General features: G+C 39.2%; 18 protein-coding genes, 1 tRNA gene and 1 pseudogene. 5 read left to right on the forward strand and 15 right to left on the reverse strand.

The genetic code is table 11. The features are described 5' to 3' along the window. Positions 1–553: 553 nt before the first annotated feature. The 5 genes from A2294_01810 to A2294_01830 all read right to left on the reverse strand — a co-directional run bounded on the left by A2294_01810 (position 554) and on the right by A2294_01830 (position 5,650). Positions 554–625, reverse strand: a tRNA-Asn gene (locus tag A2294_01810). An 89-nt stretch (positions 626–714) separates the two neighbouring features. Next, entirely contained in the window at positions 715–1,821 is a 1,107-nt protein-coding gene (locus tag A2294_01815; GenBank protein ID OGH85030.1) for an RNA polymerase sigma factor RpoD, read from the reverse strand. Between the two features lie 238 nt (positions 1,822–2,059). Further along, entirely contained in the window at positions 2,060–3,841 is a 1,782-nt protein-coding gene (locus A2294_01820; GenBank protein OGH85014.1) for a DNA primase, read from the reverse strand. A gap of 32 nt (positions 3,842–3,873) precedes the next feature. Further along, positions 3,874–4,200 carry a hypothetical protein gene (locus A2294_01825; GenBank protein ID OGH85015.1) on the reverse strand — a complete coding sequence of 109 codons (327 nt, stop codon included), beginning with the start codon at positions 4,198–4,200 and terminating at the stop codon, positions 3,874–3,876. Positions 4,201–4,204: 4 nt separating this feature from the next. Then, positions 4,205–5,650, reverse strand: a complete 1,446-nt coding sequence (locus A2294_01830; protein OGH85016.1) for a proline--tRNA ligase — start codon at positions 5,648–5,650, stop codon at positions 4,205–4,207. 161 nt (positions 5,651–5,811) lie between these two features. Here A2294_01830 and A2294_01835 point away from each other — a divergent pair, with 161 nt between their 5' ends. The 4 genes from A2294_01835 to A2294_01850 all read left to right on the forward strand — a co-directional run bounded on the left by A2294_01835 (position 5,812) and on the right by A2294_01850 (position 8,291). After that, entirely contained in the window at positions 5,812–6,363 is a 552-nt protein-coding gene (locus A2294_01835) for a hypothetical protein (protein ID OGH85017.1), read from the forward strand. Positions 6,364–6,372: 9 nt separating this feature from the next. Then, complete coding sequence (locus tag A2294_01840; protein OGH85018.1) at positions 6,373–6,894, forward strand: hypothetical protein; 522 nt, start codon at positions 6,373–6,375, stop codon at positions 6,892–6,894. 33 nt (positions 6,895–6,927) lie between these two features. Further along, positions 6,928–7,269 (forward strand): hypothetical protein, encoded by a 342-nt coding sequence (locus tag A2294_01845; protein ID OGH85019.1) that lies wholly within the window; start codon positions 6,928–6,930, stop codon positions 7,267–7,269. A 143-nt stretch (positions 7,270–7,412) separates the two neighbouring features. Then, positions 7,413–8,291, forward strand: coding sequence for a GTPase Era (locus tag A2294_01850; protein OGH85020.1), 879 nt, complete (start codon positions 7,413–7,415; stop codon positions 8,289–8,291). A gap of 66 nt (positions 8,292–8,357) precedes the next feature. Here A2294_01850 and A2294_01855 read toward each other — a convergent pair whose 3' ends face one another. Together A2294_01855 and A2294_01860 are read right to left on the reverse strand one after the other, a co-directional pair. Further along, positions 8,358–9,752: a hypothetical protein gene (locus A2294_01855; protein ID OGH85021.1), complete on the reverse strand. Its 1,395-nt coding sequence runs from the start codon at positions 9,750–9,752 to the stop codon at positions 8,358–8,360. After that, entirely contained in the window at positions 9,706–10,962 is a 1,257-nt protein-coding gene (locus A2294_01860) for a UDP-N-acetylglucosamine 1-carboxyvinyltransferase (GenBank protein ID OGH85031.1), read from the reverse strand. Before A2294_01860 ends, A2294_01855 begins: the two co-directional genes overlap by 47 nt. 98 nt (positions 10,963–11,060) lie before the next feature. Here A2294_01860 and A2294_01865 point away from each other — a divergent pair, with 98 nt between their 5' ends. Continuing rightward, positions 11,061–12,380, forward strand: coding sequence for a hypothetical protein (locus tag A2294_01865; GenBank protein OGH85022.1), 1,320 nt, complete (start codon positions 11,061–11,063; stop codon positions 12,378–12,380). A gap of 6 nt (positions 12,381–12,386) precedes the next feature. Here A2294_01865 and A2294_01870 read toward each other — a convergent pair whose 3' ends face one another. From A2294_01870 to A2294_01905, 8 genes and pseudogenes are all read right to left on the reverse strand, one after another. Beyond that, entirely contained in the window at positions 12,387–13,472 is a 1,086-nt protein-coding gene (locus A2294_01870; GenBank protein OGH85023.1) for a glucose-1-phosphate thymidylyltransferase, read from the reverse strand. A gap of 79 nt (positions 13,473–13,551) precedes the next feature. Beyond that, positions 13,552–14,592, reverse strand: coding sequence for a hypothetical protein (locus A2294_01875; GenBank protein OGH85024.1), 1,041 nt, complete (start codon positions 14,590–14,592; stop codon positions 13,552–13,554). Between the two features lie 59 nt (positions 14,593–14,651). Beyond that, positions 14,652–15,431 carry a hypothetical protein gene (locus A2294_01880; protein ID OGH85025.1) on the reverse strand — a complete coding sequence of 260 codons (780 nt, stop codon included), beginning with the start codon at positions 15,429–15,431 and terminating at the stop codon, positions 14,652–14,654. 42 nt (positions 15,432–15,473) lie between these two features. Next, positions 15,474–16,460 carry a hypothetical protein gene (locus A2294_01885; GenBank protein OGH85026.1) on the reverse strand — a complete coding sequence of 329 codons (987 nt, stop codon included), beginning with the start codon at positions 16,458–16,460 and terminating at the stop codon, positions 15,474–15,476. A gap of 60 nt (positions 16,461–16,520) precedes the next feature. Further along, complete coding sequence (locus A2294_01890; GenBank protein OGH85027.1) at positions 16,521–17,369, reverse strand: hypothetical protein; 849 nt, start codon at positions 17,367–17,369, stop codon at positions 16,521–16,523. Between the two features lie 202 nt (positions 17,370–17,571). After that, positions 17,572–18,636, reverse strand: coding sequence for a hypothetical protein (locus A2294_01895; GenBank protein OGH85028.1), 1,065 nt, complete (start codon positions 18,634–18,636; stop codon positions 17,572–17,574). After that, positions 18,633–19,493, reverse strand: coding sequence for a dTDP-4-dehydrorhamnose reductase (locus tag A2294_01900; protein OGH85029.1), 861 nt, complete (start codon positions 19,491–19,493; stop codon positions 18,633–18,635). Before A2294_01900 ends, A2294_01895 begins: the two co-directional genes overlap by 4 nt. Before the next feature lie 5 nt (positions 19,494–19,498). Continuing rightward, a pseudogene (locus A2294_01905) lies at positions 19,499–19,854 on the reverse strand (hypothetical protein).

Raw genomic sequence — 19,854 nt, forward strand, 5'->3', positions numbered from 1 at the left:
GCACGGGGGACGCTACCCCTACTACTACTGTCCGCGGCGCAACGGCTGCCGCCAGCCATATGCCCTTGTCGGTGACGTCGACTCTCAGCTCGCGGCGTTGTTCGGCCGGTTGACACTTCCAGACGCCGTAGTCGGTTGGTACATCGACGCCCTGGAGGAGTTGAACCAGAGCAGCAAGGAGACAGTACGTGCCATCGCCCTGTCTCGGGAACGGGCCAAGGCGTCGGTCAATCGGCAACTGAGGACGTTGACCGACCTTCGCGTACGCAACGCCATTCGTGACGATGAGTACCTGGCGCAACGCGAGAGACTCCTTCAAGAGGAAGCTTCCCTTGGGCGACCTGTGCAGGCGACGGACGCGTTCGAACCCGCCCAGGATGTGATTCTGGCGTTATCTAAGCTAAAGAATCGCTTTGCGTCAGCGAGCCTCCAAAACAAGCGCCTTCTCGTGGATTCAATCTGTTCGAACCCCCGCTTGCTCAACAAAAAACTGCTGCTGCAAGCAAAAAAACCCTTCACCATTGCTGGCGAAGGATTCGGTAGTCTTAAATCTCTCGGGGACAGGGATTCGAACCCTGGACCAACGCGTTAACAGCGCGCTGCTCTACCGCTGAGCTATCCCCGAATAATATTTGTGCTCAAATTATACCGATTTATTTTTTAATCGTCAAGACCGCTTAATAAAAACTAAAAAACTCTTCAAACAGAAAAAACCTAGTAGTCTTTGAGTTTTTCTATGGCGGTAAAATTTTTGATTCTTTCCAAAGCCTTGGCTTCAATTTGTCTAATGCGTTCACGGGTTACATCAAATTCTTGCCCCACTTCTTCCAAGGTGTGGGAGACACCGTCGTTTAAACCAAAACGCATTTCTAATATTTTTTGTTCGCGAGGTGACAAATCCTTAATAGCCTCTACTACATAATCTTTTAGCAATCTTAAAGCCGCCGAGCGATCAGGAGAAACATTTTTTACATCTTTGATAAAATCTTCCAGAGTGGAATCTTCGTCGCTGTCCCCCACCGAGGTCTCCAAGGAAACAGTATCTTGAGAAATTTTTAAAATGTGGGAAATTTTTTCCACATCATCACCTAATTCGGCCGCTATTTCTTCTGGGGTTGGCTCGCGTCCCAAATCTTGAATAAGCTGGCGGGAAACTGTTTGCACGCGATTGATATTTTCCACCATATGCACCGGAATACGAATGGTGCGCGATTGATCTGCCAAAGCCCTGGTAATAGCTTGCCTGATCCACCAGGTGGCATAAGTAGAAAATTTATAACCTCGACGATAATCAAATTTTTTAACCGCTTTAAACAAACCAATATTACCTTCTTGAATCAAATCCAATAAAGATAATTGTTTACCCACAAACTTTTTAGCAATAGACACAACCAAACGCAAATTGGTTTCTATCAATCTTTTTTCCGCCTCTCTGTCCCCCTGTTCTTTGCGCTTGGCCAAAGCCACCTCCTCTTCTCCTGTTAAAAGGGCGATTTTACCAATTTCACGCAAATACATTTGAATAGAATCACTGGATAATTCATCAAAATCAATTGCCGGAACAATCTTAGCTTCGCTCATGGTAGAAACTTTCCCTAACAAGGCCTTCTTTTCATCGTGTTTTAATAACAAATTTTCTTTGGTTTCCAAAACCGTCACACTGTTGGATTCAGCTAAATCTAAAAAATCCTCATAGATTCCGACGTAATTTTCTAAAAAAGGAAAAACTTGCAAGATTTCTGTTTCTGTTAAAAACCCGCGTATTCTACCTTTTTTAATTACACTTTGGATAAGTGCATTTTCCGGAGGTACTATTTTAATTGGCGGAAAAAGTTCTAATTGTTTTATTGCGGTTTTTTTGGCTGACATTTTTTTGCCAGCTTTAAAAAAAGATTTTTTAGAAATTTTATTTTTTTTCTTTTTTAAAAAAGTCTTTTTCTTTTGAAAAAGTTTTTTTACAATCTTTTTTATCACCTTTTTTTGGGCAGCCTTTTTAATTTTAACCTTAGCTACTTTCTTAAGCGCTTTCTTTTTAACCATTTTCTTATTTTTCTTCATATTATAAAAAATCTTTGAATTTCTCCATTAAAAAAAGGATCTTTTCTTTGTCGCTATTTTTTTCCGCTTCGGCCATTTCCTTTTCTAAGGTCTTACGAATGGCATTATTATACCACATTTTTAACCTTTTAGCGACACTGATAATTTCTTCTTCGGCTTCTTTTTGGCTTAAATTAAAGTATTCTTTTTCGTATAATAAGTCCAAAATATCTATTATTTGACAAACCTCATTTTGGCCTTTCCAAGCCTTAAAACTGTGGATAACTCCCACATCGCCCTCCGGCAAAGCCTCGGCGGTATTATAAAACAAAATTAAATTTTCGTACAGATTTTTAAGGTTTTGATTAATAAAAAACTCCGGATGTAAAATCTGCTTGGCTGTTTCAAAAAATAGCGGCCAACGAATTAACAAACATAACATTTTTTCTCCGGTCAGTTCTTCTTTACTTTTTACAACCGAACCTGCCTTTTTTATTTCATCGTGATAAACCGGGCCACCTTTTAAACCCTTAATTTTTTCATATAAAACATCCACGCGAAGATCCAAAACAGCGGCCAGCTTCTTAATCCAAAAATCCTGCTCCACAGAATCGGGCAATAGTTTGATTTTTTCTAAAATACTGGTAGAAACCTGGCCGCGCACTTCGGGATTGGTTAAATCTTTACCTCCTAAAATGCTGGAAAAAAAATATTCCATAATTGATTGAGCGTTTTCCAAGGCCTTAAACCAAACATTTTTATCTTTTTTAAGGCACTCATCGGGATCTTTGGCAAATTCCGGCGGAATAACGGCTATTTTTATTTTCAGGCCCTCGCTAAGTGCCAATTCTATGCCACGTGCCGTAGCATTTTGTCCGGCCGAGTCCACATCAAAAGCGATAATCAAATTAGAAGTAAACCGTTTTAATAATTTAATTTGTTCGCGAGTCAAAGCTGTACCCGATGAAGCTACCGTATTGGTAATTTGAAATTGATGACTCATGACCACATCCATTTGTCCTTCTACAATTATAAATTTATCCTGTCGTCTAGCTTCTTGCTTAGCTTTATCCAAAGCATAAATAACTTTTCCTTTATCAAAAACAGAGGTTTGCGGCGTGTTGACATATTTGCCGCCAGCCTCGGGTTTTTCGTGCAAAAGCCGCCCGGTAAATCCCACCACATTGCCATGCACATCATTAATGGGAAACATAACGCGGTCGCGGAATCTATCATAATATCCGCCACCATCTTTTTTAATAGTTAAACCAGAGGATAAAATATCGTTAATGCCATAGCCTTTTTTAACTAAAAAATTGGTTAAAAAATCCCAATCTTCGGGAATATAACCTAATAAAAAATCCTCGGCCACTTCCTGACTCACCTGTCTTTTGACAAAAAGATAATTTCTGGCCTCTTCGGCTTTGGGAGAGTCCAATAAAATTTTATGATAAAATTTAGCGGCCAATTTTAAAATATCCAAAAGACGATTGCGTTGACTGGAAGAAATTTCATTACCAAACTCGGGTAATTTTACTCCCGCTTTGTCGGCCAAAATTTTTAAAGCCTCGGGAAATTCCAAATTTTCCATCTTCATTAAAAACTCAAAAACATCTCCGCCGATATTACAGCCAAAACAATGCCAACTTTGCCTTTCCGGGGAAACGATAAAAGAAGGAGTCTTTTCCTGATGAAAAGGACAACTGGCTTTATAAGTAGCACCTGCCCTTTTTAAGGGCAGATATTCGGAAACAAAATCAACAATACTTATTTTAGATTTTATATCTTCCGTAGCCTGAGACATAATTACAACTATAGGGGATTTAAAAGACGAGGTTAATCCTCCCCTCGCCTTTCTTTAATTAGATACGCAATTTCATTTTGTAAGCGCAAACCCTCTGTCTCCACCAATTCACCATCGTATTCGCCGCTGTGAGCATGGGATCCCTCTCCGTAAGAAGGTTTTTTTTGGTCCAAATGCAAGTTAATTTCTAGTTTATCATCATCTTCTTTAGCGTAGACATGAAAACGCGGATAAAATTCTGTTGTTAATCGCCGCACAAAACTGCTTTCACCGGTTCCGGGATCTTCAAAAGCGGCATAACCGCATCTGCGCAAAAAATTACGAGCATAATCATTGGGTTTGAAAATAATGATTTTCATGTTTTTAGTAGGCCTTAGCAAAAATTGGTTTTAGAGAAGAAGTTTGGCCGCAAATTAAACACTTGCCTTTTTCCTCTTTCACATCAAAAGGTAAACAGCGCACCGTGGCTTTTGTCTCTTCTTTTATTTTAGCCTCGCACTCGGCCTTGCCGCACCACGGCGCCTTAACAAATCCTTGTTCAATTTTTTCTTTAAATTCTTCGTAGACATTCACTTCAAAAAAATGTTGATTCCTAAATAATCTGGCGCGTTCAAAAAGATTATTCTGAATTTCTATTAGAAGATTATCAATATTTTTGGCTAAAACGCTCATTTCCACGGAATTTTTTCCTTCCACATCGCGGCGCACTACCATTGCGGATTTTTTAGCTAAATCCTTAGGCCCAATTTCTATTCTAACCGGCACGCCTTTTTTCTCCCACTCGTAAGTCTTAATGCCAAAACGTTCCTCGCGTTTATCAATCTCCACACGAATATCCAATTCTTTAAATTCCCCTTCAATTTTTTCCGCGGAATCTAAAACCGCTATTCTTTCTTCATCACTAGACCAAATCGGCAAAATCATTACTTGGATTGGAGCAATCTTGGGCGGCAAAACCAAACCCTTATCGTCACTGTGAGTCATAATGAGCCCACCAATAAGACGAGTGGAAACGCCCCAGCTGGTGTTAAAAGCAAATTCCTCCACACCTTCTTGATTTAAAAATTTCAAATTAAAAACTTTGGCAAAATTTTGTCCCAGTAAATGTGAAGTGCCCGCTTGTAAGGCTTTGCCATCTTGCATCATCGCTTCTATGCAATAAGTTCTGACAGCGCCGGCAAATTTTTCCGCTTCGGATTTAATACCATCAAAAACCGGCATAGCTAAATAGTTGCCGGCAAAATCTTTATAAATTTCCAACATTTGCAAAGCTCTTTCATCAGCTTCTTTTTCCGTCGCGTGGGCAGTATGCCCTTCCTGCCACAAAAATTCCGTAGTTCTTAAAAAAAGCCTGGTGCGCATTTCCCATCTAACGATATTGGCCCATTGATTAATCAAAAGAGGCAAATCACGATAAGACTGCACCCATTTGGCAAACATATCATAAATAATTGTTTCCGAAGTAGGGCGGATTACATAAGGCTCATCTAATTTTTTCCCACCGGCATGTGTCACCACCGCAGTTTCCGGAGCAAAACCTTTTACATGTTCAGCCTCGCGTTCTAAATAACTTTGCGGAATAAGCAGAGGAAAATAAGCATTTTTAACACCCGTAACTTTAAATTTAGCGTCTAAAATTTTCTGAATATTTTCCCAAATGGCATAACCGTAAGGCTTAATTACCATACAACCCTTAACCGGGGCGTAATCAGCTAAGTCGGCTGCGGCAATGACATCTAAATACCAGGCCGAAAAATCCTGCTCGCGAGTAGTGATTGATTTATCTAATTTTTGTGGCTTATTTGACATAAATTTAAAAAATATACCTTTTTAGGCTTGACTTAATCTTAACATAAGGCAGAGCGCTTGACAAATCCTCTTAAATATGATAAGGTTAGAAGTCGGTTTTTGCTCTTTAAAATAAACATATTTTTGAATCCATAAAATCATAACCAGAGGAGATTTCTACCATGGCACACGAACCCTCACGCAAAATTGAATGGGCCGTAGATTCCATGGACACGAACAACGCTGGAGTACTCGAGCCCACGATCGAGCAGTTGCGAGAGCAGGAAATATACTTCAACGATGATGAATACGTTGATGAGCTCTTGCGCGAACACGCGTGGGTGGAAGATGATCCTCGTTACGACAGCAATTTCTGGCGATTCCACGCCCGTGACGCTGACGAGGGTGAATACGAAGACGAAAATATCTTCCCTGAAGAGGCCATAACGTTTGGTTGGGATCGTTCGCCCAAGCGTAAGCGGCAGTCCAAGCGGTGGCTGTACTGGGATCAAAAAACCTATCAGCGTCGTGTAAAACAACTTGCCAGAAGCTGGAATTGCGACAAAAACATCGCCGAAGGTTTATTGGCCAGTGCAGTTTACAATGACATTTTATTTCCCAAATACCTGCAAGCGGAAAGACAACAAGGAAAGCACATCCCCAACAAGGGCCGGCCTCCTCGTTTAGCTTTTCCTCGTCCGAGCAAGCAGGTTCCCCACCTTCAAGAAAAGTAGGAGAAAGCCATGGAGACAAGGAGAGTGTTGCTTTCGGAAATATCCAAAATGCATTGGTTGGAAGCAAAAGAACTACGCAATCAAAATATTGAACTAGAAGATATGGTGGAAAATCTCCAAGGGGAACTGCAAAAAATTCAGGCGATCAAAGACTCAGAAAATCGCGCACTGTTCCTGGAAACAGAGGAATTCTGTTGGAAACTGGGAGTTTCCTATATTGGCAACATCGTTCTTCTGTTGATTTTGGTAGCAGGAGTACTGTTTTTCACTGATCTGCCGTGGATCATCAAGGCTCTCTCTGCTACTGCCCTGGCAGTTGTAGGCGGGGCTTTGACTTACATCTTCCACCATCAGTGGCGTAAAAACCCTGCTTCCACGGAGGAAGAAGAAAGCGATGATTTGGTCATGACAAACGAAGATTCATCGCCGGAAGTTGCAAATGATGACGAAGAAGAGAAAGAAGAAGAACTGGCAGATGAATATCACGGCAGAGATTCCTCGCTTGGTCCGAACGAAGACAACTTGAGTTAAACCAGGCCAAAAAACGCCTACGAGGAGATAAACATGCCAAAGTATAACTTCCGGGCGCTGGAAGGCGCCTCAGACCAAGAGATAGAAATTCTCTTGGGAGTTATGGACGGCATCTTGAGCGCCGGCGAAGACAACTCAATGAAAATATTCGCTCGCGAGTGTTTTCGCCTGGGGCTTGACGACTTGGAAGAAAAAATCAAGGCAATGGAATTTCTCCTGCCCTTCCTGCTCACGAAAGAAAATAGGTCATTATTTCTCATCGCCGAGGAAATTCTAAAAATTCGCTTGCTTACGCGGTACGGCGACATCCGCGAAATTCCCCACCATGATATTCTTCGTCAAATCCAACAGGCTGCTCTGACAACCAAAAGCTAATTATAACTAGTTTATACCGCCAAAGCCATAACGGCCGCGGCGGTTTTTTATTAGAATCTCACTAATACCGCATTGCCGGCGGCACGGAAAAATGAATCTTACCCTTGTTTTTTTTACTCTTTTTTGCTAAACTTAAAGAACATATGGAAAATCAAACCGCAAACACAATTTTAAAATCCGGCATGGTGGTTTTAGCCGGTCGTGCCAACGTAGGTAAATCTACACTTTTAAATTCGCTGGTTGGCACCAAACTCGCCATCACCACCCCCAAGCCTCAAACTACCCGCCACACCATCCAAGGTGTCTTAAATATGCCCCAAGGTCAGGCGGTTTTTATTGATACTCCGGGCTATTTTCAAGAAAAACGCAGCGCCATCACCCCCAAACTCAATCAAAAAATTTCAGAATCTTTGCGAGGCGTCAATTTAATTCTTTATATCGTAGATCCTTCGCGCCAAATTGGCCCGGAAGAACGCTACATGCTATCATTACTGCGTAAAACAGAAGCTCCTATAATTTTAGTTATCAATAAAATTGATTTACCGGAAAAACAACTTGAATTTTTAGAAGATTACAGGGATTTAAAAAATAATTTTAAAGAAATGATTGAAATTTCCGCCCTCAAAAACAAACATATTAAAACTTTAATTGAAAAAATCTTTACTTATTTACCCGAAGGTGAGCCACTCTATCCACCGGAATCAATCACCAATGTTGACCAAAAATTTTTTATCAGTGAGCTGATTAGAGAAAAAGTTTTTCACACCATGGGCGATGAAGTGCCATATACCACCACAGTAGAAATTGAAGACATTGAGGATAAACCTGACATTCTGGTAATTACTGCGGTAATTTTAACCACGGCTCAGCGCTATAAAAGAATGATCATTGGCGATCACGCGCGCAAAATTAAAGAAATGGGAACCACAGTGCGCAAAGAATTGGAAGTTATTTTGAATCGCAAAATTTTCTTGGATTTACGCGTAGAAGTAGATAGTGATTGGGAAAGAAGGTTTGAATAAAAGAATAGCAAACAATGATAAACAAAAAAACGAGCCGCCTTGAAAGCAACTCGTTTTTTTATTATTCTATTTAATCAATTTCAGCACATCTTCCAAAACGGTATCTTTTTGTGGATTGACGAGGTTTTCTACTACTGACGCAGTAGAACTGGCCGCTACCGGTACCATTTTAATATCCGGCTCAATACCGTTGTTATTAATATGCCTACCTTTGGGAGTAAGCCATTCGGCCACGGTAATTTTTAAGGCGGAACCATCAGACAATTGTTCGTATTCCTGAACCGATCCTTTACCAAAGCTTTTTTCTCCTACCAGAGTGGCCTTGCCATAATCTTGCAAGGCACCGGCCAAAATTTCTGAAGCACTGGCTGAACCTTGGTTGATTAGAACATAAGTTTCAAAATTATCCAACCGATGCTTACCGTCGCTGATATAATTCTCCTCGTGTCCATCGCTGAATTTCTCCGTCACTACCTTGCCCTTAGGAATCCATTCGCTGGCTAAACGCACAGCAGTATCCAAAAACCCACCGGGATCATTACGCAGATCAATGATAAAAGCACTGGGATTCTTACTTATTAATTCGGTAACGGCTTTATCAAATAAACCGGCAGTGTCTTCATTAAAATTAGAAATTTGAATATAGGCGGCATTATTTTTCATCTCCCACTTAACACTTTTGATTACAATGGTATCTCTGATAATTGAAATTTCTCTCGGGGCTGATTCATTATTTCTTAAAATTAAAAGCTTAACGGGAGTGCCTTTTTTTCCGCGAATTTTATTAACAGCCTCGTCTAATGTCCAACCGTAAGTATCTTTGCCATCTACCGCCAAAACCTTGTCCCCCGCTTTAATACCGGCTTTTTCCGCCGGAGATTCTGACAAAGGAGCAACAATAGTAATAACCTCTTTTTTCATTCCCAGCTCTGCGCCAATCCCGGAAAAACTTCCGGCTAAATCCTGACTGAATCTTTCGGCTTTTTGCGGACGCAGAAACACAGTGTAAGGATCATTGGCTGCAGCCACCAAACCCTCTAAAGAGCTATAAAAAAGATTATCATCAGCTACCGGTTTGCCAATGAATTTTTCTTGTAATTTATTCCAAACATCCCAGTATAAATTAAAATCTACTGTAAATAATTTGTTGGTTGTTCCTAATCCGGTAATTTTAACAGAGGAAGTGGTGACCGGAGCGGAAATAGCTACTACACTTTCCTGATTTTTAGCAAATAAAACACCGGTAAAAAAAGAAATTAAAATTAAAATAACCAAAAGGCTGCCCAAAAACAAATGGCGTGATTGGATTCGCCTTTCTTCTCCTTTTTTAAAAAATATTTTAAAATCTGGCATAATAATTGTTAAATTTCCGCTTCTTAAAAATCCGCCCAGAAGCCCCGACCAAGGGTCGGTTTTATTTTTGATATTCAATTTTAACCCCCAACTTTCTAAATTTTTCATCAATCTCTTCATAACCTCTAAAAACTATCTCCGCTTCATTTAAGATGGTCTCTCCCTCGGCCAAGATACCGGCAATTAAAAGCGTAGCCCCGGCTCGCAGGTCAAAACTCTTTATTTCACGCCCATACAGTGGCGTAGGTCCGGTCACTAAAACACGATGAGGATCACAGACTATGGCGTTGGCTCCCATCTTAATCATTTCGTTAATGTAACCAAGTCTGCCCTCATACATAGGATCATGAATTAAAGAAGTGCCTTGGCATTGCGTGGCTAAAACGCCAAAAGGAGCTTGCAAATCTGTTGGAAAACCCGGATAAGGCAATGATTGAAGTTTAAAAGATTTTAAGGGATGACTATGGTGGATTAAAAGAGTATCACCTTGAATTTCTAAATTCACACCGATAGAAGCAAGTAAGGATAAAATTTTATCAAGATGTTCCGGTACTACGGGATGAATGGCAACTTCCCCGTGAGTAGCCGCCGCGGCTACAGCAAAAGTGCCAATTTCTATTTGATCGGGAATAAGAGTATATTCTGCACCGTGCAAATTTTCAACACCGTGAATTTTTAAAGTGTGTGTGCCAATGCCCTCTATTTTAGCACCCATCTTTACTAAAAAATTAGCCAAATCTTGTACATGAGGCTCGGCGGCGGCCAATTTTATAATGGTTTCTCCTTGAGCTAAAACCGCGGCCATCAAGGCATTTTCCGTAGCCGTCACAGACATTTCCGGCAAAACTATTTGAGTACCTTTCATTTTTTCCGCTCGCAAATGAAATTGATCATTTTCTCTTTCTACTTTGGCGCCTAGTTGCTCCAAAACAAAAACATGCGTATCCAATGGCCTATTACCAATAATACAACCTCCGGGTTCCGGTAAAATGGCTTCTTGTAAACGCACTAAAAGCGGCGCCAAAAATAAAACAGAAGAACGCATGCTTTTAAAAAGCTTTTTGTCTAAACTGGGCAAATTGAGGTTGCTCGCCTTTACAGATACAGAGTGATCTCCAATCCACCGGGTGCTGGCCCCAAGGCTTTTCATAATTTCCAGCATCTTTTCTACATCGGAAATTTTAGGAACGTTACTAATGCGACATTCCTCATCAGTTAAAAGTGTAGCGGCCAAAATAGGAGTGGCGGCATTTTTCATGCCGCTAATTTCTACTTCCCCCTTCAATTTAGTACCTCCTTGAATAATAAATTGACTCATAGTTGAAACAAATGATACCATAATTTTAGATTTTAGACAAATAATTCCCGGCTTAACCAAACGCGGCCCTAAATAAACCTTAATCAATATTTTAAACTATGAACATCAAAGCGCGCCGCTTAATTTACCTTATTTTTATCGTTATTTTTTTAATTGTGGCCCCCGTAATCATCATGTATACGGCCGGTTATCGTTATAATTTTCAAAAAGGAAAAGTGGAACAAGTTGGTGTTCTGTTTATTAATGTCTTACCTAAGGACGCCCAAATTTTAATCAACAATGGATTACAAACAAATACTCGCCCTTTGCGTCTTTCGGACTTGCGGCCTAATTATTATGATGTAAAAATTATAAAGGATGGCTACTATGATTGGGAAAAAAATTTGGAGGTCAAGAACAAAGCCAGTACTTTAGCCTATGATGTTGTTTTATTTAAAAAAAGTTCACCTACAAAAATGGCAGATGGAGGCACGCAAACCGCAATGATTTCACCTACTGGGGATTTATTGGCTTTTGTAAACACAGAAGGTGTCTGGAAAAAAGATATTTCCAAAGATGTCCCTCAATTGATTTGGCCAAAACAAAATTTAGACGCCGAAAAAATAACCTGGTCGGAAAATGAAAAAAAGATTATTCTTAAAACCAAAGAAAATAATTTTTATATAATTGAAACCTCTGGCAATACGGAGCCGCTATATTTAAACGGTTTGATAGTTAGTATTCAAAAAACTTTTTTTGATAGTACCGGAAATAATATTTTTGTGCTCTCTGATAATGAATTATATAAAGTTGAATTAGATAATAAACAAAGTGAAAAGATATTAAGTGGCATAAAAGATTTTCAAATGATTAAAAGGGATATTTATATTATAAAAAACGATCCGCAAAATTCTTTGGTTTATAAATATAATTCTTTGGGTTTTTTTAATAACACCACGCTGTTAGGAAAATTACCATTGGGGCATTACCAACTTCAGGAATTAAAAAATAATTTTTTGACAGTCCAGGGGCAAAATCAGATTTATTTAATTGATATTTCCAGCGGACAACAACCCATCTTGACACTTAGCGGAGATAAAAGCACCTGGGGCGAAGGAGAAAAAAACAATTTTTTGTACTATCTAGATAAACAAGAACTGTGGATTTTTGATCCCATCATTAGGAAAAATTATATGTTGAACAGATTTGATAAAGATATTGAAAACGTCTTCCCTGTTTATAACGCCCCTTATTTTATTCTAAAAGTGAATCAAAATATTTATTTGAGTGAACTAGACGACAGAGACAAAAGGCAAAATAACACGCTTTTTCAGGGACGTGATATTAAAAATCTACAAATAGACAGAGATGGAAAAAATATCTATTTTCTAGATCGCTTAAAAAATGGTTATGAGTTATTCAAGCTAGAAATACAATAAGACATATTAAATCTCTATAAAAGTATTATCTCCCAAAATCATCTTATGACCTTTGGGTGGGGCTTCATGACCGGAAATTATGGAAGCATTTTTACCAATAATGCTATCCACTACGCGAATCTGGCAGTTAATATCCACATTTTCAAAAATAATAGAATGTTCCACCTCGGCGCTGTAAATTTCCGTGCCTTGACCAATAGTGGTGTAAGGACCAATGTAGCAATCATCTAAAATACAATTCTCACCAATAATTACCGGTCCGCGGATTAGAACCTTAAGGCCAATTTTACTGCCAGCGCCTATTTTAATATTTCCCTCCAAGCGAGCGCCTTTTTCTACAGAGGCTCCGTTAGTAAAGTGAGCAGCAGGCAATTCATCCAACAAAAGATGATTGGCAATTAACAGATCGTTGGGCTTGCCGGTATCTTTCCACCAACCGGTCACTTCATTCCAGCCAACTTTAAAACCGTTTTGAATCAGCCAGGTGTTAACATCGGAAATTTCGTATTCGCCACGAGCGCTTTTTTTAATGTTTTTAAAAGCCTCAAAAAAATTATGATCATAAAAATAAATTCCGGTCTGCGCAAAATTAGATGGCGGATTGGCGGGTTTTTCTAAAATCCGCGCCAATTTACCCTGGGCATCAAATTCCCCCACCCCAAATCTTTCCGGATCTTGGACTTTGGCAAAAGCCAACAAACAATTTAAATTTTCCTTATCAAATTTTTCCGCCAAAGGTTTTAAACTGCCCAAAGTAATGTTGTCGCTTAAATAAAAAACAAAAGGATCGTTGCCAATAAAATCTTTGGCCAGGTTTACTACGTGAGCAATGCCTTGCGGTCCGCCGGTTTGCTCAAAAAAAGTTATTTTAATTCCCCAGTGTCCCCCATCGCCCACAATTTTTTGCATTTCCGTTTCGCCCGGATTGATATTGATAAAAATTTCTTTTACACCAATTTCCACCACCTTATCAATGGCGTGAAAAATCATCGGCTTATTGGCCAGCGGAATTAAATGCTTATTGATTGTAGTAGTGATGGGACGCAAGCGCGTGGCATGCCCTCCGCCGGTTAAAATTGCTTTTTTGATCATAATTTCCAGAGATGAGACCAAAGAATATTTTATTTTCTTTTAGCGAGGCTCAACGAAATTTCAAGCTTCGCTTATAAAATTACCAAAACATTACAAATCTTATTACCCACCAATAAATTTCCATAATAGGATTGCCCACATAAAGCAAGATGGGATTTTCCATTGACTTTTCTTGAAACAAAATAGCGGACACTGAATCGCGGGTTAATTCCCTATCAGAAATTACACGGATGTTTTGAATGTTTTTTCTTTTAGAGAGCCACTTTTGCCAATTGACTTTTTGCGCCCAGTATCTATAAACTTTTTTCCTTTCTTCCAACCAACCGCCTTTAAAGGCAAAAATGACCAGGGCCAATTCCATCAAAATTAGCATTGGGGCAATTAATAATAAAGTGGGCCACTTATAAAATTCCAACAAAACTCCATAGCGGTTGCGCTCCATCCAAAAATACTTGGTAATACTGCGGCCAAACTGATATTTATGATAGACGATAGAATCTTTAACCAAAACAATTTTATAACCGGCCGCTTTTAAACGATAGCAATATTCCAAATCTTCATGATACAAAAAGAAATCTTCATCCAATCCGCCAAACTGTTTTAACAAACTGCCTCGCATCATTAAAGCCGCACCGCTAGCATAAGCAATCTCCTTTACCGTAGGCAAAGAAACCTCGCTGACTTTTGACCGGTAATCGGAACAAAAACCAAAACCCAAATAATGCATGGAGTTGCCGGCGGAATTAATTAAATCTGTTTCTGGATGCAAAAGCAAAAGCGATTGCGCCGCGCCGATCTTTTTATCTGCTTCCATGGTCGCGACCAACGGCTCCAAAAAGTTGGAAGCCACGAAAGCATCATTATTATGCAAAACAACATAATCAAAACCATTATCCAAAGCATATTTAATGCCTACATTATTGCCTCCGGCAAAACCCAAATTTTCACTTTGGACAAGCAAGGTGATTTTGGGCAAAGACAGTCCGGATTTGGACATCACTTGTTCTTCTATATAGCGCACAGAAGAACCATACTCGGGATGCGGATTGTCCACTATCACAAACTCGACCCGATCCTTGGGATAGGTTAATTTTTCCAATCCAGAAACCACGTCATCCATATAAGGCTCACAGTGAAAAGAAAGATAAATTATAGCTACCCGTGGTTGCATATTTTGATTTAAGTTTCTTGCCCTCGCCACTTCCACCAATATTTAAGCCAACTCATAATATGAATTCTGGTGAGGGAATTTTTAATAATTGATTGAAATAAACCGGGCACGGCGGCCGATCCTTTGCTGTGGCGATGTTTTATCTTTATATCATAAACATAATAAACTGGGTAGTGAGCTTCCCAAAAACGGCGGCACAGATCACAATCTTCAAAATACATAAAAAATCTGTCATCAAACAAACCTATTTCTTTTAAAGCAGTACCTCTAGCAAACATGGCCGAGCCCATTAACCAATCTACTGCCTGGGTTTTATTATGATCAAAATCTTTCATTAAATACTTATCCACCATTTTTTTAAATTTGGGTTTGTCACCTAAAGAACTACGGCGCAATAACGGGATAAGGGAGGTGGGAAAACGATAGCAGGAATACTGCAAAGTGTTGTCGTTATTTAAAAGTTTGGGACCGATCATGCCGATTTTAGGATTAGCCTCCATAAAGTCCCAGAGGCGCTGTAAAACTTTTTCTCCTTCGGAAAAAATGACATCGGGGTTGAGGATGAAATAATATTTAGCCTCCACAGATTTTATAGCCACATTTTGCGCTTTGCCAAAACCTAAATTATAGTCCTGCGGCAAATACTTTACTTCGGGAAAATTATTTTTGAGCATCAACCAGCAGCCATCTTGCGGAGTATTATCCACCACTACAACTTGAATTTTTAAATTAGAATTGAGTAAATCATTTTTAAGAGATTCCAAAAGCTGGCGGATTTCTTCCGTCATGTTGTAATTTACGATTGTGATAGCGATGTCGAACATAAACAATTATTGATTTAACCACCGTCTAAATTCCTGCCAAGTTGTTTTTCTTTTTTTAATAATCTCCTGTCTTTTTTCTTGCAATTCTTTTCTATGTCGGCAGATATAAACTAACCCCTCCAAAACCTTTCTCTCCATTATTAAATAATAAACAAACTTCTTTATTTCATACCAAAAAATGGAAAAAAAATCAAGTAGGATATTCTGCCAGTATTCATTTTTGTATAAATTCATCAGATGGTTGCGATAACTTAATAAAGCCACTCTGGGCGATTGGATTTGTTTATTTTTAATGGCAGCTAAATCCCCTGTTTCTTTTGGTCCGGCCGCGGCTCTATCGTGATAGGCCACAGCCGAGGACAAAACATAGGCTTTTAATCCCTGCAGTTGAAACCGATAAGCTAAGTCCACATCTTCTTTATAGGACTCATAAAGAGAATCAAAAATGTTGCCATCGGCAAAGGCAGTTTCTTGCAAAGTCTCGCGGCAATACATGGGTAAAGTTCCGGAGATACCAAAAACCTCTTGGGGCTTTGCAGGGTCATTTTTAGATGGAAAATTTGTCCAATCACTCCCCGCTCCAATTTCCACCACTCGCCTGTTTTTAAAAATTTTAAAACCCAAGCTGTCAATTTGATTGGTAAAAGTTTCTTCCAACTCGCCAGAAAACGTGGCAAAATTCCATTTCATTAAACGGCCGGATACTGCGGCGGTATCCGGATGCGCATCCATAAAATTAACCAACTTTTCCAGATAGTCCGGCGTTAAATAAGTGTCTTGATTTAAAAGCAAAACGTAATTGCTCTCTGTTTTTTTAAAAGCCAAATTATGACCTCCGGCAAAACCGAAATTTTTTTTGTTTTCCAGAATTTCCACAAAGACAGGAAAATTTTCCGTCTCACTCTTAATTAATTCCACAGTATTGTCAGCAGAATTGTTGTCTAACACAAAAAGCGACCAATCTTTATAGGTTTGCTGACGCAGTGATTTCATCAAGTACGGAATATATTTTGCCCCGTTCCAAGAGACGAGGTTAACAGAGAGATGCATAGATTAAAATATTTTTTCTTTCACCCACATCCCCGCCAAAACAATCGCACGCGCTTTATAAACCCAAATCCACTTATACCACGGCTCCCATTTTTGAAAATATTTCAGCACAGAAAGAGTAAAATTTTTCTGCTTCCAAAAACTATCGCGCTGTTTAAAACTTTGCCCCACATAATCCACGCAAGAAACAAATGGCACATACATTACTTTTAATCCCATTTTTTTCACCTCGTGGCACAAATCCACATCTTCAAACCAAATAAAATATCGCGGATCAAACGCCCAGCCTAATTTTTGGAGCACACTGCGGCGTATTAACATAAACGAACCGCGCACGCTATCCACTTCCTGCTCTTTTTCAGGATCAAAATCTTTCATCAAATAATTATCAAGCAGTGATGGAAAAAAATGAGGTAATTTTAAAATAATTGCCAGCTGATTTAAAACAGTGGGAAAGCGCCGCGGGCCGGCATTGGGATTAAATTCACCCCTTTCATTATCTAGCTTGCAACTAACTATCCCCGTTTCTCTATTTTTCTCCATATAATCAATCAACTTGCCTAAACTATTTTCTTCGCATTTCATATCGGGATTTAAAAACAAAATATACTCCCCTTGCGCAATTTTCAGTCCCTGATTATTGGCCGCGGCAAAACCGACATTTTTATCATTAGCAACTAATTTTACCTGCAAAAAATTTTGCCTAATAAAATCCGCCGTACCATCGCTGGAAGCATTATCAATAGCAATTTCTTCAAATTCTAAACCCGTTGCTGCCTTGCGCACCGATTCTATTTGTTGACCGATTTTTTCTTTGGAGTTCCAGGGAACAGTAATAATGGAAATTTTCATAAACGTATAATATTGTGTCGGGATATTTAAATTTTTTGCTGCGGAACTCGCTTTGCCGACTGCGTCGACAACCGGCCGCCTCATACGTCCTACTTAAAATTGTCTTAATACCAGTTTCTCAGGCGGCCTAGCTCAAACAGTCCTCGCTAAAAAATTTAACTATCCAGACCCAAATAAAAAATTAAACATCCCACCCCCAAGCCTATCCCATTTTTTTCTTAAACCAATCCACCATGGGAATAGGTGTGGGGTTTATGTTATAAAGCATAGCCAAATAAAAACTTACATAACTCCCTAGCACCAATAACTCAAACGCTTGCCCCAATTTGGTCTTTTCTTGCAAATTGTAAGACAAAACACTAATCCCCTTTTGCTTTGCCACTTCTTTTGTTAACGCAAATCTTTTTTGAATTCTGGTTTCGTTTAAAAATGATTCAAAAAATACAAAGGCCAAATTATTTTTTAAATTGTCCGGAAAAACCAATCCTTCCATTAAATGATGATTGATTTCCGGAAGCAAAAACCAGCCGGCAAAAACTTTAGCATTTTCATTAAGCTGATTAGCGGCTGTATGAATATTGCCGGCCAAAAACCCAGCGGAAAAATAGAAAGGTATTTTATTCTGCAATTGCTGAGCCAATTGTTTGGCCGGATTGACGGAACTGTTTACAGAGGCGCCAAACTTGTCATTATATTTTTCTATTGTCTTAATGGCTTTTTTAATTTCCGTCTCTTCTAATTTTATGAGTCCCAACTTGCCAAAAATGAGTATGGTACCAAATAAGGTATAACCCAAACCCATACGAGGCGAACCACAAGTATTAAAGTGCGGCGTAAACAAATATCCCGGCAATTCATTTTTAGTTTTGTACGCGGCCAAATCTTTACCATTTGTTAAAACAATCACTTTACTTCCCCTGCTCTTCACTTCTTTCATACAAGATACGGTTTCCTCGGTGGAGCCGGAGTAGCTGGATAAAATCACCAAAGAATCTTTGTTTACGTAAGCCGGCAAATGATAATCATTAATAATTTCCAAAGGCACTTTTAATTCATTAAAAAACAGTGAATCAATAATGTGAGCGCCCAGGGCTGATCCGCCCATGCCAGCTACTACCACATTTTTAATTTTAGACAAACTAGACGGGAAGTTTACGCCCCTTAAATCACTAAAGGCCTCGGTGCATTGTTCGTCTAAAGAATCAATGGACAACAACATACCGGATTTGTCCAAAGATTTTATTTTAGAAATTTCATCTAAAATCATAAATTTGATAGCGCCTCTTTTAGCGCCTCTTGCCAAGGGCGCGCTAGCGGCATTTTAGTATTTAATAAAATTGATTGATGAGGACGCAAAGCCGGGCGTGGATACTCTACGGAAGAAATAGGCAGTAAACAAACATCATATTTTTTAATAGCAAAAATTTTTTTAGCCAACTCATACCAAGTGCAAGCGCCAAAATTGGCGCCGTGATAAATTCCCCAGGGTTTACCCGATTCTATTAGTTCGCGTGTAAATTTAACCAAATCAGGCGCATAGGTTGACGAACTTAATTCTTCATCAACCATATTAAATTCGCGCTGGCCCTGGTTATATAAATCCAACATTTTTTCTACAAAACTCTTTTTTGTTCCTTCTACCGCGGGCGTGCCACTAAAAAGTTTGGATAAACGAATTAAAAAAAATTTATCCCCTGATTCTTGTAATAATTTTTCTCCCAATAATTTTGTCTGGCCATATTTATTAATAGGCGCCGGTACGTCATTTTCCGCATATCCTTCTTTACTACCATCAAAAACATGATCGCTGGAATAATGAACAAAAATAGCGCCCAGATCTTTAGCAATTTTAGCCAGATCCCCCACTGCCTCGCCGTTAATTTTTTGAGCCATTTCAAAAATTGCAGGGTCAGCCTCAATTTTATCAACCTCATTATAGGCCGCCGCATTAATAATTATCTCCGGCTTTAACAAGCTGATTTTTTCTTTTAAATGCACATTATCCGTGATATCCAAATCGCCTCTGTCCCAAGCAGTGACTTCATAAATACCTGAACCAGCAAATTCTTTAACTAAAGCTCTACCTAAAGTGCCTTGAAAACCTAAAATTAAAACTTTGGACATATAAATTAATTACCTTGGGCGTTTTTCATCTGTTTGGCCGAACGTTCCAAACCGGTTTGGAACTTATTCATCTCATCCTTTTTTTTCTGCCACAAATTTTCCACCCATTCGGTGTTATTTTTATACCACTCAATTGTTTCTTTTAAGCCTTGTTCAAATTTATCCCGGGTATAAATGGGTTGCCAGCCTAGGGCCATAATTTTAGAAGCATCAATGGCATAGCGCCTGTCATGTCCCGGTCTATCAGTGATAAATTCAATCCTATCCTCACCAAACCCCATAATTTTTAAAATCATTTTAGTAATTTCCAAATTATTACGTTCATTGTCTGCCCCAATATTATAAACCTCGCCAGAGGTGC

The sequence above is a fragment of the Candidatus Magasanikbacteria bacterium RIFOXYB2_FULL_38_10 genome, from assembly GCA_001783145.1.
In the GTDB taxonomy this organism is placed as follows: Bacteria; Patescibacteriota; Patescibacteriia; order Magasanikbacterales; family UBA10003; genus GWC2-40-17.

What these genes read in the sequence shown, in the direction of transcription:
- A2294_01820 (OGH85014.1), bottom strand. Translation starts at nt 3,841, where the DNA reads ATGTCTCAGGCTACGGAAGATATAAAATCTAAAATAAGTATTGTTGAT.
- A2294_01825 (OGH85015.1), bottom strand. Translation starts at nt 4,200, where the DNA reads ATGAAAATCATTATTTTCAAACCCAATGATTATGCTCGTAATTTTTTG.
- A2294_01830 (OGH85016.1), bottom strand. Translation starts at nt 5,650, where the DNA reads ATGTCAAATAAGCCACAAAAATTAGATAAATCAATCACTACTCGCGAG.
- A2294_01835 (OGH85017.1), top strand. Translation starts at nt 5,812, where the DNA reads ATGGCACACGAACCCTCACGCAAAATTGAATGGGCCGTAGATTCCATG.
- A2294_01840 (OGH85018.1), top strand. Translation starts at nt 6,373, where the DNA reads ATGGAGACAAGGAGAGTGTTGCTTTCGGAAATATCCAAAATGCATTGG.
- A2294_01845 (OGH85019.1), top strand. Translation starts at nt 6,928, where the DNA reads ATGCCAAAGTATAACTTCCGGGCGCTGGAAGGCGCCTCAGACCAAGAG.
- A2294_01850 (OGH85020.1), top strand. Translation starts at nt 7,413, where the DNA reads ATGGAAAATCAAACCGCAAACACAATTTTAAAATCCGGCATGGTGGTT.
- A2294_01855 (OGH85021.1), bottom strand. Translation starts at nt 9,752, where the DNA reads ATGAAAAATTTAGAAAGTTGGGGGTTAAAATTGAATATCAAAAATAAA.
- A2294_01860 (OGH85031.1), bottom strand. Translation starts at nt 10,962, where the DNA reads ATGAGTCAATTTATTATTCAAGGAGGTACTAAATTGAAGGGGGAAGTA.
- A2294_01865 (OGH85022.1), top strand. Translation starts at nt 11,061, where the DNA reads ATGAACATCAAAGCGCGCCGCTTAATTTACCTTATTTTTATCGTTATT.
- A2294_01870 (OGH85023.1), bottom strand. Translation starts at nt 13,472, where the DNA reads ATGATCAAAAAAGCAATTTTAACCGGCGGAGGGCATGCCACGCGCTTG.
- A2294_01875 (OGH85024.1), bottom strand. Translation starts at nt 14,592, where the DNA reads ATGGATGACGTGGTTTCTGGATTGGAAAAATTAACCTATCCCAAGGAT.
- A2294_01880 (OGH85025.1), bottom strand. Translation starts at nt 15,431, where the DNA reads ATGACGGAAGAAATCCGCCAGCTTTTGGAATCTCTTAAAAATGATTTA.
- A2294_01885 (OGH85026.1), bottom strand. Translation starts at nt 16,460, where the DNA reads ATGAAATCACTGCGTCAGCAAACCTATAAAGATTGGTCGCTTTTTGTG.
- A2294_01890 (OGH85027.1), bottom strand. Translation starts at nt 17,369, where the DNA reads ATGAAAATTTCCATTATTACTGTTCCCTGGAACTCCAAAGAAAAAATC.
- A2294_01895 (OGH85028.1), bottom strand. Translation starts at nt 18,636, where the DNA reads ATGATTTTAGATGAAATTTCTAAAATAAAATCTTTGGACAAATCCGGT.
- A2294_01900 (OGH85029.1), bottom strand. Translation starts at nt 19,493, where the DNA reads ATGTCCAAAGTTTTAATTTTAGGTTTTCAAGGCACTTTAGGTAGAGCT.